This is a genomic window from Collimonas sp. GW821-FHT02H07, from assembly GCF_059421505.1.
In genome coordinates this window covers 36,539-52,199 of the sequence record NZ_JBWKVC010000003.1, presented here as the reverse complement: position 1 = coordinate 52,199, position 15,661 = coordinate 36,539, and the positions used below count along the sequence as shown (strand labels likewise).

Sequence of the window (15,661 nt, the reverse complement as noted above, 5' to 3'; positions counted from 1 at the left end):
CTCAATAAATCTGCGCGGCGACGTCGCGTATGGTCTGCTGCAGGATGGTCGCGCCCGGCGACAGGATCTGCAGGCGCCGGGTGATGATGCCGAAGCCGTCCATCTTGCACGGCAGTTCGATCGGCAGGATCGCCAGCACATTGACCTGCACATAGAAACGCGCCACTTCGGCCGGCATCACATGCAGGAAATCGGTCTGCTGCAGCAGGCTGCTGATCACCAGGATCGCGGTGGTGTCGACCACATTGGCGGGCGGCGCCAGGCCTTCCTTGTGGAACATCATGTCGACCCGGTGGCGCAGGATGCTGCCTTTCGGCGGCAGGATCCAGCCGCTGTCGGCGATATCTTTCAACTGCAGGTTGGAGACATGGCGCAGCGGATGATCGACCCGCGCCACCACGCATACCGGCTCGTCCGACAGTTCTTCGTATTCGAGATTGCGGTTGTCGTCCTGGTCCATGATGCGCGCCACCAGGAAATCCAGCGAACCGCGCTGCAAGCGCTCCAGCAGGATGTTGCTGCTCTCCACCTCGACGCCGATGCGCAGCATGGGCGCCTGCTGCTTGAGGCGCGCAATGGCCGGCGGCAGCAGCACCATGCCGGGCGACAGGATGGCGCCGACATTGACCTGTCCGGACAGGCCGGATTTCAGCGCCGTGATGTCGTCATGCGCGTGCGACAGGCTGGTCAGCGCCATGCGCGAGTGGCGGATCATCGCTTCGCCGTAGATGGTCGGCCGCATGCCGCGCGGCAGTCGCTCGAACAGCTGCACGTCCAGCATGTCTTCCAGGTCCTTGAGCTGCTTGGACGCCGCCGGCTGGGTCATGTTGAGCGCTTCGGCGGCGCGGTGGATATTGCGTTCCTCGTCCAGCGCTATCAGCAAGAGCAGCTGGCGGGTTTTCAGGCGGGCGCGCAGGAACCAGTTGGTGTCGTTGGTGGACATGGTCGTCTCTTCAGTTGATGTTTTTATATGCCGCCGGATCGCTCTTGCCGCAAGGCAGCGCTCAAAATGATACCAAACATAGTATCGATGTGGCGCAAAAATTCATTGGATGGATATCAATCGAATCCTTACTATGAGGCCAGCCTGATCATCAGGCGCATATAAAACAAAATAAATTCAAGGAGACGTATGATGCTTTTCACTACCACCTCGGGCGCGCCTCTCAAGGCGCTGACGGCTACCGCTGCATTCGGCCTGCTAGGCCTGGCTGTCGCGCAGGCGCAGGCGCAAACCAATGTCACCATCTACGGCCGGGTCGACGCCGGCGTCGATTACCAAAGCAGCGTCGCGCTGAAAGACGCCAACGGCAACCTGACTGGCCAGACCGGCAGCAAGCTGGCGGCTTCCGGCAACCAGTGGGGCACCAGCATGATCGGCTTCAAGGGCACCGAGGACTTGGGCGGCGGTCTGGGCGCCTTCTTCCTGCTGGAATCCGGCTTCGACGCCACCAAGGGCACCACCAACGGCAGCGCCTTGTTCAATCGGCGCTCGTACGTCGGCCTGAACGGCGGCGCCGGTTCGATCAAGTTCGGCAAGAACCTGTTCATCGTCAACGACGTCTGGTATCTCGATCCGACCGGCCAGCAATTCATGGGCACGGCCAGCCTGGTCAAGGGCCGCAACTGGCCGGGCGCCAACAACGTCATCGAATACCAGACGCCGACCTGGAGCGGCTTCAACGCCACTGCCCAGACCAGCCTGGGCGAAAAAGCCGGTTCCACCAAGAATGGCCGCAGCGACGGCATCTCCCTGGTGTACACCAACGGCGGCCTGGAGCTGCGCGGCATCTATGACGTGATCCGCGACGCCAATGGCCGCTATACCGATGTCTACACGGCGTCCAAGGATCTGATCGTGGGCGGCACCTATACGATAGACGCGCTGAAGCTGTTTGCCGGCTACGAGAATATTTCTGCGCCGGACACCGCCGCGCCGACTGCGCCCGACAAGCTGAATCACTACTGGATAGGCGCCAACTACGCGGTGACGCCGGCCCTGACCCTGATCGGCGGCGCCTTCCACGCCAAGCTCAATCATGACGCCGGCAGCGCCAGCCTGTTCATGGTCGGCGCCAACTACAACCTGTCGAAAAGGACCTTGCTGTATGCGGCCGTCGGCACGGTGCGCAACAAGGGCAATGCCGACTTTGGCACCGAGTTCGACAATCCTTTGCCGGGACATGCGCAGAATGGCGGCTATGCCGGCATCAGCCATTCGTTCTGATTTTTTGCTTTAAACTGATGGGTAATGCAATAACGAGGTCGCAAGGCCTCGTTATTATTTTTTTGAGGATCTGCAATGACAACTGCCGCAGCCACCGCAAGCCTGGTATTCGACGGTCAACATCAGCTGGGGGAGGGCGTGCTGTGGTGCCGGCGCACGCAGCGCTTGCTGTGGACCGATATTCTCGGCGCCGCCTTGTGGTGCCTGACGCCGGCCACAGGCGTGACGCAGAGCTGGCCCATGCCGGAGCGGCTGGCGACTTTTGCCTTGAGCGAGGACGACGACCGGCTGCTGCTGGGGCTGGCCTCGCAACTGGCCTGGTTCCGTTTTTCCGATCGGCAGATAACGCCGATTTGCGCGGTCGAGGCCGAGCTGCCGCATACCCGGGTCAACGACGGCCGCTGCGACCGATTCGGCCGTTTCGTCTTCGGCACCAAGAACGACGCCGCCGACATGGCTGCCTGCGCTTCGTTCTACCGGCTCAATGCCGACCTGACGCTGGAGCGCCTGGCGCTGCCGCCGGTGGCGATCAGCAACAGCATCTGCTTCAGCCCGGACGGCCACACCATGTATTACTGCGATTCGCTCGCCAAGAAGATTCACTGCTGCGACTACGACACCGCAGCCGGCACGATCGGCAAGCAGCGCCTGTTTGCCGACTTGTCGGCGCAGCCGGGCGAACCGGACGGCTCTGCCATCGACAGCCAGGGTTATCTGTGGAATGCCCAGTGGGGCGGTCATCGCGTGCTGCGCCTGGCGCCGGACGGCAGCATCGAGCGCGTGCTCAAGGTGCCGGTGGCGCAACCCAGCTGCGTGGCGTTCGGCGGTGCTGAGCTGGATGATTTATATATCACCAGCGCGCGTGAATCGCTGTCGCCGGCAGCCTTGCTGGCCGAGCCTGCCGCCGGCGGCCTGTTCTTGCATCACGTGGCGGATGTGCGCGGTTTGCCGGAAGCGCGTTTCGGCGGGGCCTGATGGCCGCCGCCCGCCGTCTGTTGGCCGCTTACAGATAGCTGATGGTCATGATGACGGGGCGCGTATCGGCATCGGTAGCCGCGTTTTTGACTGACAGTCCCAGCTGCGTATTGCCCTGCACGGCCATGCGGTAGGCGCTGGCTTCCTTGTCGCCCAGCGGCTTGCCGTCGCGCGTCAAGGTGACCGTTGTCTTGGCGAAGCCGGCGTTGGAGCCGATGCGCTGGAACGAGACGTCGAAGGCGCTGCGCTGGTCGCAATGGATGTCGATCTGGCCGGCCTCGAAGCTGCCGGTGCTGCAAGGCGGTTCGACGATGCTGCCGACGAAATGGATGATGCCGCCGTTGGCGCTGGCCATGGCGCCGGAGGCTAGGGACAGCAAGGCCGAGGCGGCAGCGAGTTTTAAGACGGCGATGTTCATTGTTACCCTTTCTAAGATCGTAAAACCCGCAAATGCGTTTCCACATAGAAATAGTACTATATGGAAACTACGTATGCCAGTGTTTCGCTGTGCTTAGTCGGGGAAACGGTTTGCTTTTATTTTGAGAAAAAAACCTTTTCTTTTGAGGGTATCCCCTCTGTGATGACCTTCTTATGCCGCCAGGATGCGCCCGATCGCGGCGCTGTTGACGGCAATCTTTTCACTGTCCTGATAGAGCAATTCAGTGCGTTGTTGCAGCGCATGCCAGGCCGGCCAGTTCTCTGCTTCGGCCAGCGGCTCCGCCGCCTGCTGTGTTGCCGTCAGCGGTGCGGCGGGCGCATCGGCTGGCGCCAACGGCGCATCAGGGTTGAGGACATGCTCCGCCACTCCCAAGGTCTTGCAGACGCGCGCTGTGGCGGCATCCAGTTCCAGATTGACCGCGGCCTGCGGCATGCCTTCGGCATTCCGCCGCAGCAGCATGCGCAGCGCGGCGACATGCGCCATCACCAGGTAATTCTGGACGATGAACTGGTTCAGGTTTTCCACCGCGCGATGCTTGCTGACCGGTTCGTCGAGCATGCGCACCAGGGTCGACGCCAGCTCTGACATGCTGTCGAGGAAACGCTTGCGGCAGACGCGGTAGATGAAATCGTCCAGCGCCTTGCCCTGCATCAGCTTGTTGCTGGCGTCGAGAAAGCGCTGGTTGTTCTTGAGGACATTCTTGATCAGCTGCGGCAGCGTGCGGTATTCCCAGCTCGGCAGCACGAAACTGAAAGCGGTGGCGATGACCGCGCCGATCAGGGTATCGATCAGGCGCTCGCCGATGACGTGGCCGCTGCTGGGAATCACCAGGTTGATCTGCAGCAGGATCTGCATGCTGGCGGCAATCGCCGTATAGCGGTACTTGACGTAGATGAAGGCGGGCGCCGCCACGGTCGCCATGAACAGGATTCCGAGCAAGGCCACCGGTTCGTGCACGAAACGCAGGATCAGGGCTGTCGCCACGCAGCCGATCAGGGTGCCGATCAGGCGGTCGCCGCGGCGCTGCTTGGTCTGGCTGAAGCTGGGTTTGAGAATGATGGCGATGGTCAGCACGATCCAGTAGCCGTGGCCGGCGTAGGGCAGGGAGTCTGCCGCCAGCAGGCCGCAGGAAATCGCCAGCGCCGCCCGCACGGAAAAGCGGAAAGTCGGTGATTGCCAGCGCAGGTTGGACAGCAGCACCCCCAATTGATATTTTTGCTGGGTCAGGAACGGCGTCATGTCCTTGCCCAGCAATACCGGCAGCGGTCCTTGCACGCTTTGGGTGGCGTGGTGCAGCTGGCTGATCATGTCGATGGCGTCGACGATCTTGCCGTACGCTGCGCGCAGAATGTCGAGCGCTTCTTCCGAGACCTTGCCGGCCAGGCTGTCCTGCTGCAGCTGCTGCAATTCCGCTTCGATCGAACGCATTTCGGCCTTGTAGCTGACGCTGGCGAAAGAGGCGCGCTTGCGCGTGACGGCGTAGGCGATCGCTTCGATATCCTTGGCCGCCTTGTTGACCAGGTCGCGCAGGTAGGTCAGCACTTCGGCGTCGGCCAGGTGCTGGCGCAGGATGGCGTAGTCGGTATGGGTCGAGAGGATGTGCTCGTAGAGGTCGAACATGCCGAAGTGGACCTGCACCAGGATCGCATCCTGCTGGTTGCGCGGATCGCGCAGGATCAGGTCGCGCGAGGCCTGCTGCTTTTCCGCCAGCACGATCTGCTGCCGCACCAGGAGATTGAACTGGCTGCCGAGGTCGACGTGCATATCGTAGAAGTCGGCCTTGATATTGATATAGCGCGCCAGCTCGAACAGCGCTTCCGCCAGCACCTGCTGCTTGATGCGGCTGCGCAGGAACCACGATACCGCCATCGAATAGGCCAGGTAAGCCAGGCCGCCGCCGAGGAACAGGCCGGTGTGGAAAAACGCCTGTTCCACGTTCATGGCGTTTTCCATCGACAAGGTCATCACGAACAAGGCGGAAAACTGCAGGGGCATGGCTTTTTTGCCATACACCACCATCATGCTGGCGAGGAAGGTGACCACCACCAGCATGATGCTCAGCAGCCAGTGGAACGGCGCGCACAGGCTGATGATCAGCGTCACCACGGTGCACAGCAGCACGCTGGACAGCATCTCGTTGAACTTGTGCCGCAGCGTGCTCGGCAAATCCATCAGGCTGGTGGAGAGGGCGCCGATGCAGACCGTCATCGCGGTCGGCAGGTCGCTGAACTGCAGCACCAGCATGGTCAGCCCCACCACGCCGGTGGCGATGCGCAAGCCAGTATAGAAATAGTGACTGAATATAAAGGTGCGCAGGTCCAGGGCGTAATGCATGTAGATGTTTTTCTGCGGTAGCTGGCGAGGCTCAAAGTGTACCGCGTTTGCCTGGATAAATTAAGGCGGATGGTGCAAAAAAGACATGAAAGGAATTCACCTTCAATATGCAGGGCGTTTTCGCCGATTTTTACGGCTTTTTTACACTTTGTTTACACCCCCGTACTTTCTCTTTACGACATTTTTAGGAACTTTTCTATAGCCTGTCATTACCGAAACTAACCTGTAATGAGGGTAATGATGGACCTGGCAATAGATGGAATGTATGTCGGTGCGATCGTGGCGATGTTTGTCGTCACCTGGGCGCTGGCAGTGGGCTGCAAGAAGCTGGAGGATGGTCAATGAATCCGTTTTATGTACTCGGCGCGGTAGTCACCGTCGCGCTGTTGGTGTATCTGGTCGTGGCGTTGATCAAAGCGGAGGAATTCTGAGATGACCTCCCAATCCATCATGTTGCTGATCGCTTTCCTGGGAGTGCTGCTGGTCTTGAGCTACCCGCTGGGGAAGTACATCGTCCAGGTCGCCGCTGGCTCCTCCGACCATGCTCCGGTCACCGGCTTAGGCTGGTTTAACCTGGTCGAAAAATGGTTGTACCGTTGCGCCGGCATCCAGGCCAAGTCCGAGATGAACTGGAAGACCTATGCGCTGGCCCTGCTGCTTTTTAACACCATCGGCGCGCTGGCGACCTACGGCTTGCAGCGCTTTCAGCTTTGGCTGCCGCTGAATCCGCAGCACTTTGCCAATCTTAGCCCCGACTCTGCCTTCAACACAGCTGTCAGTTTTATCAGTAACACCAACTGGCAAGGTTATTCGGGCGAAAGCACGATGAGCTACCTGACCCAGATGCTGGTGCTGGCTGTGCAGAACTTCTTTTCAGCAGCTACCGGCATCGCGGTTGCCTTTGCCTTGATCCGCGGTTTCTCGCGCCATTCGGCACAGTCGATCGGTAATTTCTGGACCGACATCACCCGTTCCACGGCGTACATCCTGTTGCCGCTGGCGGTGATTTTCTCGGTGTTCCTGATCAGCCAGGGCGTGATCCAGAATTTCGATTCCTACAAGGATGCGACCATCGTTCAGCCGCTGACTTATCAGCAGCCGAAGGTCGGCGCAGACGGTCAACCGGTCATGGGTACCGGCGATGCCGCCGGCAAGCCGGTGCTGGAAACCATGAACACCAAGGTCCAGACCCTGGCCATGGGTCCGGTGGCGTCGCAGGAAGCGATCAAGATGATAGGCACCAACGGCGGCGGTTTCTTCAACGCCAACTCGGCCCATCCTTATGAGAATCCGACGCCGCTGTCGAACTTCATGCAGATGCTGGCGATTTTCCTGATTCCGGCGGCGCTGTGCTTCACCTTCGGCTTCATGGTGGGCGATATCCGCCAGGGCTGGGCGGTGCTGGCGGCGATGACCCTGATCTTCGTCGTCATGACCGCGGTCGTGATGTATGCGGAACAGCAGTCGCATCCCGGCCTGACCGCGATGGGCATCGACCAGGCGCATAGCCTGCTGCAGTCCGGCGGCAATATGGAAGGCAAGGAAAGCCGTTTCGGCATCAGCGCTTCGGCCTTGTTTGCAGCAGTCACCACCGCGGCTTCCTGCGGCGCCGTGAACGCCATGCACGATTCCTTCACCGCACTGGGCGGCCTGGTGCCGATGGCCCTGATACAAATGGGCGAAGTGGTGTTCGGCGGCGTCGGTTCCGGCCTGTACGGCATGCTGGTGTTCGCCATCATGGCGGTGTTCATCGCCGGCTTGATGATCGGCCGCACACCGGAATACCTGGGCAAGAAGATCCAGTCGTTTGAAATGAAAATGACCTCGATCGCGATCCTGGCGACGCCGATCCTGGTGCTCGGCGGCACCGCCATCGCCGTCATGGCGACTGCCGGCGTGGCCGGTATCGCCAACCCGGGTGCGCATGGCTTCAGCGAGATCCTGTACGCCTTCTCGTCGGCCGCCAACAACAACGGCAGCGCCTTCGGCGGCCTGTCGGCCAACACGCCGTTCTATAACGTGATGCTGGCGATCGCCATGTGGTTCGGCCGTTTCATCATCATCGTCACGATCCTGGCGATGGCTGGCTCGTTTGCCGCCAAGAAGCGGCTGGAACCGAACTCCGGCACGATGCCGACCCATGGGCCGCTTTTCATCGTGCTGCTGATCGGTGTGGTGGTGCTGGTAGGGGTCTTGAACTATGTACCGGCCCTGGCGCTTGGTCCGGTGGTTGAACATTTGCAGATGTTTGCACATTAAGCCGGATGGGGTGGGTCTCAAGGCCCACCCCGGGTTTACAGAATAATTTCAAACGAAAGTAGAAAAAATCATGTCTCGCACCAATCTGACGCTCTTCGATTCCGCGCTGATGGGCCCGGCCATCGTCGCGTCGTTCAAAAAACTGGCGCCGCAAACGCAATTGCGCAACCCGGTCATGTTCGTGGTCTATGTCGGCAGCATCCTGACCACCCTATTGTATTTCCAGGCCCTGATCGGCAAGGGCGAGGCCAGTGCCGGCTTCATCCTGGCGATCTCGGTGTGGCTTTGGTTCACTGTCTTGTTCGCCAATTTTGCCGAAGCGCTGGCAGAAGGCCGCAGCAAGGCGCAGGCGGAATCGCTGCGCGCCCTGAAGCAAACCGTTTCCGCCAAAAAGCTGGAAGCCGGCAGCAAGTCCAAGGGGCAGCTGAGCAACTGGACCTCGACTCCAGCCAGCAACCTGCGCAAGGGCGACGTCGTGCTGGTGGAAGCCGGCGACGTCATTCCGGTCGACGGCGAAGTCATCGAAGGCGTAGCCTCGGTCGACGAAAGCGCGATCACCGGCGAATCCGCACCTGTGATCCGTGAATCCGGCGGCGACTTTTCCGCTGTCACCGGCGGCACCCGTATCCTGTCCGACTGGCTGGTGGTGCGGGTCAGCGTCAACCCAGGCGAAGCCTTCCTGGACCGCATGATCTCGATGGTGGAAAGCGCCAAGCGTCAAAAGACGCCGAACGAAATCGCCCTGACCATCCTGCTGGTGGCGTTGACTATCGTGTTCCTGCTGGTGACCGTGACACTGCTGCCGTTCTCGCTGTTCAGCGTGGCTGCCGCCAAGTTCGGCACGCCGATCACCATCACGGTATTGGTGGCTCTGCTGGTCTGCCTGATCCCGACCACCATCGGCGCCTTGCTGTCCGCCATCGGCGTGGCCGGCATGAGCCGCATGATGCAAGCCAATGTGATCGCCACTTCCGGCCGCGCAGTGGAAGCTGCCGGCGACGTCGACGTGCTGTTGCTGGACAAGACCGGCACCATCACGCTGGGCAATCGCCAGGCTTCGGCCTTCATACCGGCGCCAGGCATCACCGAGCAGCAACTGGCCGATGTGGCGCAACTGGCCTCGCTGGCCGATGAAACGCCGGAAGGCCGCAGCATCGTAGTGCTGGCCAAACAGCGCTTCAACATCCGCGAACGCGAGATGAATTCCCTGCATGCCACCTTCGTTCCGTTCACCGCGCAAACGCGCATGAGCGGCATCGATATCGGCGACGCCGGCAAAATCCGCGCGATCCGCAAGGGTTCGTCGGAAGCGCTGAAGAACTACATGACCGAGCTAGGCCAGCCGTTTCCGGCCGAAGTGGCGCATAGCGTCGACGACGTCGCCCGCCGCGGCAGCACGCCGCTGGTGGTGGTGGACGAAGGCGTGGTGATGGGCGTGGTTGAGCTGAAGGACATCGTCAAGGGCGGCATCAAGGAGCGTTTCGCCGAGCTGCGCCGGATGGGCATCAAGACTGTCATGATCACCGGCGACAACCGTCTGACGGCTGCCTCGATTGCAGCGGAAGCAGGGGTCGACGACTTCCTGGCGGAAGCGACGCCGGAAGACAAGCTGAAACTGATCCGCAGCTACCAGTCGGAAGGCCGGCTGGTGGCGATGACCGGCGATGGCACCAACGATGCGCCGGCGCTGGCGCAGGCCGACGTGGCGGTGGCGATGAACAGCGGCACCCAGGCGGCGAAGGAGGCCGGCAACATGGTCGACCTCGATTCCAATCCGACCAAGCTGCTGGAGATCGTCGAGATCGGCAAGCAGATGCTGATGACGCGCGGCGCCTTGTCGACCTTCTCGATCGCCAACGATATCGCCAAGTACTTCGCGATCATCCCGGCTGCCTTCATCACCACCTATCCGCAGCTGGCGGCGCTGAACGTGATGCGCCTGGCCAGCCCGTCGTCGGCGATCATGTCGGCGGTGATCTTCAACGCCCTGATCATCGTGGTGCTGATCCCGCTGGCATTGAAGGGCGTGCGCTACCGCGCTGTCGGTGCGGCCTCGCTGCTGCGCCGCAACCTGCTGATCTATGGCCTGGGCGGCATCGTATTGCCCTTTATCGGTATCAAGCTGATTGACATGATCCTGTCAGTCATGCACCTGGTGTAATTAGGAGTATGAAAATGAAATCCGCCGCATCTTCCACATCTTCTACAACGCTGCCGCCGGCAAAACTGGCTGTCAATTCGAAAGCCGCCTCGCAAGGCGTGCTGCGCCCGGCGCTGGTGCTGTTCGTCGGCCTGACCGTCCTGTGCGGCGTGATCTATCCGCTAGCCGTGACCGGCATCGGCAAGGCTGTGTTCCCGGACCAGGCCGCCGGCAGCCTGATCACGCACAATGGCAAGCTGATCGGCTCACGCCTGATCGGCCAGGAGTTTTCAGCGCCTAACTACTTCTGGGGACGCTTGTCGGCCACCAGCCCGATGCCTTACAACGCCCAGTCTTCCGGAGGCTCCAACTTCGGCCCGAGCAATCCTGCCTTGATCGATGCCGTCAAAGGCCGGGTCGACGCCCTCAAGGCGGCTGATCCTGCCAACACGCTGCCGATTCCGGTGGACCTGGTGACGGCCTCCGGCAGCGGCCTCGATCCCGAGATCAGCCTGGCCGCCGCCTACTACCAGGCCGGCCGCGTTGCACGCGAGCGCAAGCTCGACGTCGACACCGTGCGCAGCCTGATCGCCAGCCTGCAACTGCAGCGCAGCCTGGGCTTCCTCGGCGAGCCGCGCGTCAATGTCATGGCATTGAACCTGGCGCTGGATCGCCAGCATCCCGCTGCAAACTAAGTTTCACCCCCGTTTCAACCTAGAGTGATAGTGGCCTGGAGGACTGACCGTGCATAGTACGGTCAGCTTCTGTACGTCTCTATCTCTTGAAAATTGAAATACAACATCGTCACACTACCTTTGTTTCACTTGGAACTCATGAAGAAAATATTCTATTTCGCTGGCCTGATGACTGTCATCGGCGTGACCGCTTTTACCGCAAACTGCTCGCAGGCAGAAGAGGCGGCCGCGGTTCCCGACAACGCGCTGACATTCAACGCCAGCCTGGTATCCGACTATCGCTTCCGCGGCATTTCGCAAACGCGCCTGAAGCCGGCGCTGCAAGGCGGCGCCGACTATAGCAACAACCCGACCGGCATCTATGTCGGCACCTGGCTGTCGACGCTGAAGTGGATCAAGGATAGCGGCGGCAACGGCAATATCGAATGGGATATCTATGCCGGCAAGAAGGGTAACTTCACGCAAGACCTGAGCTACGATTTCGGTGTGCTCACTTATGTCTATCCATCCAACGATTTGCATCCGAACGCCGATACCACCGAACTTTACGGCCAGCTTGGCTACGGCCCGGCCTACATCAAGTATTCGCAGTCGGTGACCAATCTGTTCGGCTTTGCCGACAGCAAGAACAGCGGCTACCTGGATATCGGCGCCAATATCGATGTGACCAACGGCTATACGGTCAACCTGCACGCCGGCCACCAAACCGTGAAGAACAATTCGGCGTCCAGCTATACCGACTGGAAAGTCGGCCTGACCAAGGATTTCGGCTTCCTGTCCGGCGGCGTTGCCGTGATCGGCACCGACACCAAGAATTATGTCGGACCATCGCCTGACCGTAAAAACCTGGGCAAGACTGCATTGGTGATTGCTGCAACAAAGACATTTTAAATATTGTTGATGGGCTGTTCCTGCAGCAGTGGCCGGCAAGGGTAAAACCTTCCGGCCCGTTGCCATTTATGGCAGCTGCGGGACAGGAGTGTGAAATAGCATGCGATAGTGACAATGGCGGATGAATTCAATCTACAATTGGCGTACAACTTCAACCCCTCTTGCAACGGCAGCTCCTACCGGATCCTGAGTTAACTATATGCCCTCACCCAATTCAAGCGGCGACCTGCGTCCCGATCCGGATGCTCTGCTGGCGCAACTGCAGGTGCAGGAGAGCCTGGCCGGACGCGGCAAGCTGCGCATCTATTTCGGCGCCTCCGCCGGCGTCGGCAAAACCTACGCCATGCTCAGCGCGGCGCATAAATTGCATAGCGAGGGGCGCGAGGTATTGGCCGGCGTTATCGAGAGCCATGGCAGGGCGGAAACCGCGGCCTTGCTGAACGGCCTGGAGCTGCTGCCGCTCAAGCAGGTCGAGTATCGCGACAAGCAGCTGCCGGAATTCGACCTGGACGCGGCGCTGCAGCGCAAGCCGTCGCTGATCCTGGTCGACGAGCTGGCGCATTCGAACGCCTCCGGCTCGCGCCATCCGAAGCGCTGGCAGGATGTGGAAGAACTGCTGAACGCCGGCATCGACGTCTTCACCACGCTGAACGTCCAGCATCTGGAAAGCCTGAACGACGTGGTCGGCGGCATCACCGGCATCCGCGTGGCGGAAACCTTGCCCGATACGGTGTTTGATGCGGCCGACGAAGTGGTGCTGGTGGATTTGCCGGCCGATGAGCTGCTCAACCGGCTCAAGCTCGGCAAGGTATACAAGCTGCCGCAGGCCGAACGCGCTTCGCGCAATTTTTTCCGCAAGGGCAATCTGATCGCCTTGCGCGAACTGGCCCTGCGCCGCACCGCCGACCGCCTGCAGGGCGATGTCCAGGCTTATCGCATAGAAAAATCGATAGGAGCGGTGTGGCAAACCGATGCCGCGCTGCTGGCTTGCGTCGGGCCGTCTCCCAACGCGGAACATGTGATACGCAGCACGGCCCGGCTGGCGACCCAGCTGAATGCCGAATGGCATGCGATCTATGTCGAAACGCCGAAATTGCAGCGGCTGCCATCGGCCAGGCGCGAGCGCATCCTGAAGACGCTCAAGCTGGCGCAGGACCTGGGCGCCACTACGGCGGTATTGGCGGGCAACGATGTCGCCGGCGTCATGGCAGGCTATGCGCGCAGCCACAATTTTTCCAAGATCATCATCGGCCGCAGCCAGCGCCAGTTTCCCTGGCAGCCGAATCATGCCGCGCGCATCGCGGCGCAGGCCAGCGATATCGACCTGATCGAAATCGGCGTGCCGCCGGCCAGTGCGGCGGCCAAGGCGGAGGACGCCGTCGGCCGCAGTTTTCCGCGCCATCTGCCCAAGCAAAGCCGGATCGAATGGTGGGGCTACGGCTGGGCGCTCGGCGTATGCGCATTGGTCACCTTGCTGGCGACGCCGATACTGCCGTTTTTCGACCTCGCCAACATCGTCATGCTGTACCTGCTGGCCGAGGTGCTGATCGCCATTCGCTACGGCCGCGGGCCGGCGATTTTCGTGGCGCTGCTGAGCATTGCTTCCTTCGATTTCTTTTTCGTGCCGCCGCGCTTTTCCTTCGCTGTCAGCGATTTCCAGTATTTGCTGACTTTCGGCGTGATGCTGGCGGTGGGCTTGACGATCACCCATCTGACCACAGGCCTGCGCTACCAGGCCCGCATTGCCTCCGATCGCGAGGCCCGTTCGCGCGCCTTGTTCGAGTTCGCCCGCGCCTTGTCCGGCGTCCTGCAAACCGAGCAGATATTTGAAACCAGCCGCCAGTTCCTGCAACGCAGTTTCCAGGCCAAGACCTTGCTGCTGATTCCGGACGATGCCGGCCGCTTGCAACTGCCGGCGGTGATTCCCGAGGACGTCGCCAATGTCGCCGCCGCGCTCGACATGGGCATCGCCCAATGGGCCTTCGACAATGCCAGCAGCGCCGGCATCGGCACCGACACGCTGCCGGCCAGCAATTACCTGTATCTGCCGCTGGTGGCGCCGATGCGTACCCGCGGCGTGCTGGCGATCCTGCCGCACAGCCGGCGCTGGATCCTGATCCCGGAACAGCAGCAACAGCTGTATACCTTCGCCACTTTGACCGCGATTGCGCTGGAGCGGGTGCACTATGTCGAAGTGGCGCAGGACGCGCTGGTGCGGATGGAATCGGAGCGCTTGCGCAATTCCCTGCTGTCGGCGCTGTCGCACGATTTGCGCACGCCTTTGACGGCGCTGATCGGCTTGTCCGAATCGCTGGTGCTGTCGAAGCCGCCGCTGCAGGAAAACCAGCAGCTGCTGGCCGGCGCGTTGCACAGCGAGATGCTGCGCATGAGCGCGCTGGTCACCAATCTGCTGGACATGGCCAGGATCCAGAGCGGCGAAGTCAAACTGAACCTGCAATGGCAGCCGTTTGAAGAGGTGGTCGGCAGCGCGCTGCGCGCCAGCGGCTCGGCACTGCTGGGACACCGGATCGAGATCCGGGTGGCGCATGAGCTGCCGCTGATCCGTTTCGACGCAGTCCTGATCGAACGGGTGCTGTGCAATCTGCTGGAAAACGCCGCCAAGTACACGCCGCCCGGTTCGCACATCGTGCTGGCGGCAGTGGTCAACGGCCGCTACCTGGCGGTCACCGTGTCGGATGACGGCCCCGGCCTGCCGAGCGGCATGGAAGACGCCATCTTCGAAAAATTCACGCGCGGCGAACGCGAATCGGCCAAGCCCGGCGTCGGTCTCGGACTGGCGATCTGCCGCGCCATCGTGGAAGCGCATGGCGGCACCATCAGCGCCCGCAGCGCCGGCGCCGGCGCCGAATTCGTATTTACCATCCCGCTCGGCAGCCCGCCCAGCATGCCCGACCTGGAAGAGCACGAATTCAGAATGGATGCCGCCGGCGGCAGCGCCGGCAATACCGGCAATACGGAGAAAACATGACGACGCAACCAACCCCGATCGCATTACTGGTCGAAGACGAACCGCAGATACGGCGCTTTGTGCGCGCTGCGCTGGAAGATGAAGGCTGGCAGATCTTTGAAGCGCAGACCATGCAGCGCGGCCTGATCGATTGCGGCACCCGCAAGCCAAACCTGGTGATTCTCGACCTCGGCCTGCCGGACGGCGACGGCGTCGATTTCATCCTGGATGTCAGGAAGTGGTCGCGCGTGCCCATCATCGTGCTGTCGGCGCGCGTCAATGAGGCCGACAAGATCAAGGCGCTGGATGCCGGCGCCGACGATTACCTGAGCAAGCCGTTTGGCGTCGGCGAGCTGCTGGCGCGGGTGCGCGCCACGCTGCGCCGGCAGCACCAGCCGCTGGCCGGCGACGACGGCCTGATCCGCTTCGGCGACGTCACGCTGGATTTGCAGGCGCGGCTGGTGACCAAGGCGCAGCAGCCGGTGCACCTGACGCCGACCGAGTACCGTTTGCTGACGGTGCTGGTAGCCAATGCAGGACGGGTGGTGACCAATCCGCAATTGCTGAAAGAAGTGTGGGGGCCGTCGCATTCCGAGAGCGGCCACTACCTGCGGATTTATATGGGACACTTGCGGCAGAAACTGGAAGACGATCCGGCCCAGCCCAAGCACCTGCTGACCGAGACCGCGGTGGGCTACCGCATCCTGCTTTCCCAGTAAGATCGTTGCAGACA

General features: G+C 61.3%; 12 protein-coding genes. 9 read left to right on the top strand and 3 right to left on the bottom strand.

From position 1 onward, the window contains the following. Nucleotide 1 precedes the first annotated feature (1 nt). Complete coding sequence (locus AC07V8_RS06385; RefSeq protein ID WP_494679491.1) at nucleotides 2-943, bottom strand: LysR family transcriptional regulator; 942 nt, start codon at nucleotides 941-943, stop codon at nucleotides 2-4. A 189-nt stretch (nucleotides 944-1,132) separates the two neighbouring features. On the opposite strand from AC07V8_RS06385, the gene AC07V8_RS06380 reads away from it, so the two are divergent. Both AC07V8_RS06380 and AC07V8_RS06375 read left to right on the top strand, forming a co-directional pair. After that, nucleotides 1,133-2,227: a porin gene (locus AC07V8_RS06380; RefSeq protein WP_494679490.1), complete on the top strand. Its 1,095-nt coding sequence runs from the start codon at nucleotides 1,133-1,135 to the stop codon at nucleotides 2,225-2,227. 75 nt (nucleotides 2,228-2,302) lie between these two features. Beyond that, nucleotides 2,303-3,202, top strand: a complete 900-nt coding sequence (locus AC07V8_RS06375; RefSeq protein ID WP_494679489.1) for an SMP-30/gluconolactonase/LRE family protein — start codon at nucleotides 2,303-2,305, stop codon at nucleotides 3,200-3,202. Nucleotides 3,203-3,230: 28 nt separating this feature from the next. Here AC07V8_RS06375 and AC07V8_RS06370 read toward each other — a convergent pair whose 3' ends face one another. After that, nucleotides 3,231-3,620, bottom strand: coding sequence for a hypothetical protein (locus AC07V8_RS06370; protein ID WP_494679488.1), 390 nt, complete (start codon nucleotides 3,618-3,620; stop codon nucleotides 3,231-3,233). Between the two features lie 171 nt (nucleotides 3,621-3,791). Beyond that, nucleotides 3,792-5,975, bottom strand: a complete 2,184-nt coding sequence (locus tag AC07V8_RS06365; RefSeq protein WP_494679487.1) for an FUSC family membrane protein — start codon at nucleotides 5,973-5,975, stop codon at nucleotides 3,792-3,794. Nucleotides 5,976-6,316: 341 nt separating this feature from the next. Here AC07V8_RS06365 and kdpF point away from each other — a divergent pair, with 341 nt between their 5' ends. The 7 genes from kdpF (at nucleotide 6,317) to kdpE (ending at nucleotide 15,647) form a co-directional block, all read left to right on the top strand. After that, a complete protein-coding gene (gene kdpF, locus AC07V8_RS06360; RefSeq protein ID WP_038491105.1) occupies nucleotides 6,317-6,406 on the top strand; it encodes a K(+)-transporting ATPase subunit F in 90 nt (29 codons plus the stop codon). Nucleotide 6,407: 1 nt separating this feature from the next. Then, nucleotides 6,408-8,234 (top strand): potassium-transporting ATPase subunit KdpA, encoded by a 1,827-nt coding sequence (gene kdpA, locus AC07V8_RS06355; protein WP_494679486.1) that lies wholly within the window; start codon nucleotides 6,408-6,410, stop codon nucleotides 8,232-8,234. Between the two features lie 70 nt (nucleotides 8,235-8,304). After that, nucleotides 8,305-10,395, top strand: a complete 2,091-nt coding sequence (gene kdpB, locus AC07V8_RS06350) for a potassium-transporting ATPase subunit KdpB (RefSeq protein ID WP_494679485.1) — start codon at nucleotides 8,305-8,307, stop codon at nucleotides 10,393-10,395. A gap of 14 nt (nucleotides 10,396-10,409) precedes the next feature. Further along, nucleotides 10,410-11,069: a potassium-transporting ATPase subunit KdpC gene (gene kdpC / locus AC07V8_RS06345; RefSeq protein WP_494679484.1), complete on the top strand. Its 660-nt coding sequence runs from the start codon at nucleotides 10,410-10,412 to the stop codon at nucleotides 11,067-11,069. A gap of 138 nt (nucleotides 11,070-11,207) precedes the next feature. Further along, the gene (locus tag AC07V8_RS06340; RefSeq protein WP_494679483.1) at nucleotides 11,208-11,960 is read left to right on the top strand and encodes a TorF family putative porin; all 753 of its coding nucleotides are present in this window, start codon (nucleotides 11,208-11,210) and stop codon (nucleotides 11,958-11,960) included. A gap of 199 nt (nucleotides 11,961-12,159) precedes the next feature. Further along, nucleotides 12,160-14,949 carry a two-component system sensor histidine kinase KdpD gene (gene kdpD, locus AC07V8_RS06335; RefSeq protein WP_494679482.1) on the top strand — a complete coding sequence of 930 codons (2,790 nt, stop codon included), beginning with the start codon at nucleotides 12,160-12,162 and terminating at the stop codon, nucleotides 14,947-14,949. After that, on the top strand, nucleotides 14,946-15,647 hold the full coding sequence (gene kdpE / locus AC07V8_RS06330) for a two-component system response regulator KdpE (RefSeq protein WP_211443657.1): 702 nt from the start codon (nucleotides 14,946-14,948) through the stop codon (nucleotides 15,645-15,647). The genes kdpD and kdpE overlap by 4 nt, the downstream gene beginning before the upstream one ends. Nucleotides 15,648-15,661: the final 14 nt, after the last annotated feature.

What these genes read in the sequence shown, in the direction of transcription:
- AC07V8_RS06385 (WP_494679491.1), bottom strand. Translation starts at nt 943, where the DNA reads ATGTCCACCAACGACACCAACTGGTTCCTGCGCGCCCGCCTGAAAACC.
- AC07V8_RS06380 (WP_494679490.1), top strand. Translation starts at nt 1,133, where the DNA reads ATGATGCTTTTCACTACCACCTCGGGCGCGCCTCTCAAGGCGCTGACG.
- AC07V8_RS06375 (WP_494679489.1), top strand. Translation starts at nt 2,303, where the DNA reads ATGACAACTGCCGCAGCCACCGCAAGCCTGGTATTCGACGGTCAACAT.
- AC07V8_RS06370 (WP_494679488.1), bottom strand. Translation starts at nt 3,620, where the DNA reads ATGAACATCGCCGTCTTAAAACTCGCTGCCGCCTCGGCCTTGCTGTCC.
- AC07V8_RS06365 (WP_494679487.1), bottom strand. Translation starts at nt 5,975, where the DNA reads ATGCATTACGCCCTGGACCTGCGCACCTTTATATTCAGTCACTATTTC.
- kdpF (WP_038491105.1), top strand. Translation starts at nt 6,317, where the DNA reads ATGAATCCGTTTTATGTACTCGGCGCGGTAGTCACCGTCGCGCTGTTG.
- kdpA (WP_494679486.1), top strand. Translation starts at nt 6,408, where the DNA reads ATGACCTCCCAATCCATCATGTTGCTGATCGCTTTCCTGGGAGTGCTG.
- kdpB (WP_494679485.1), top strand. Translation starts at nt 8,305, where the DNA reads ATGTCTCGCACCAATCTGACGCTCTTCGATTCCGCGCTGATGGGCCCG.
- kdpC (WP_494679484.1), top strand. Translation starts at nt 10,410, where the DNA reads ATGAAATCCGCCGCATCTTCCACATCTTCTACAACGCTGCCGCCGGCA.
- AC07V8_RS06340 (WP_494679483.1), top strand. Translation starts at nt 11,208, where the DNA reads ATGAAGAAAATATTCTATTTCGCTGGCCTGATGACTGTCATCGGCGTG.
- kdpD (WP_494679482.1), top strand. Translation starts at nt 12,160, where the DNA reads ATGCCCTCACCCAATTCAAGCGGCGACCTGCGTCCCGATCCGGATGCT.
- kdpE (WP_211443657.1), top strand. Translation starts at nt 14,946, where the DNA reads ATGACGACGCAACCAACCCCGATCGCATTACTGGTCGAAGACGAACCG.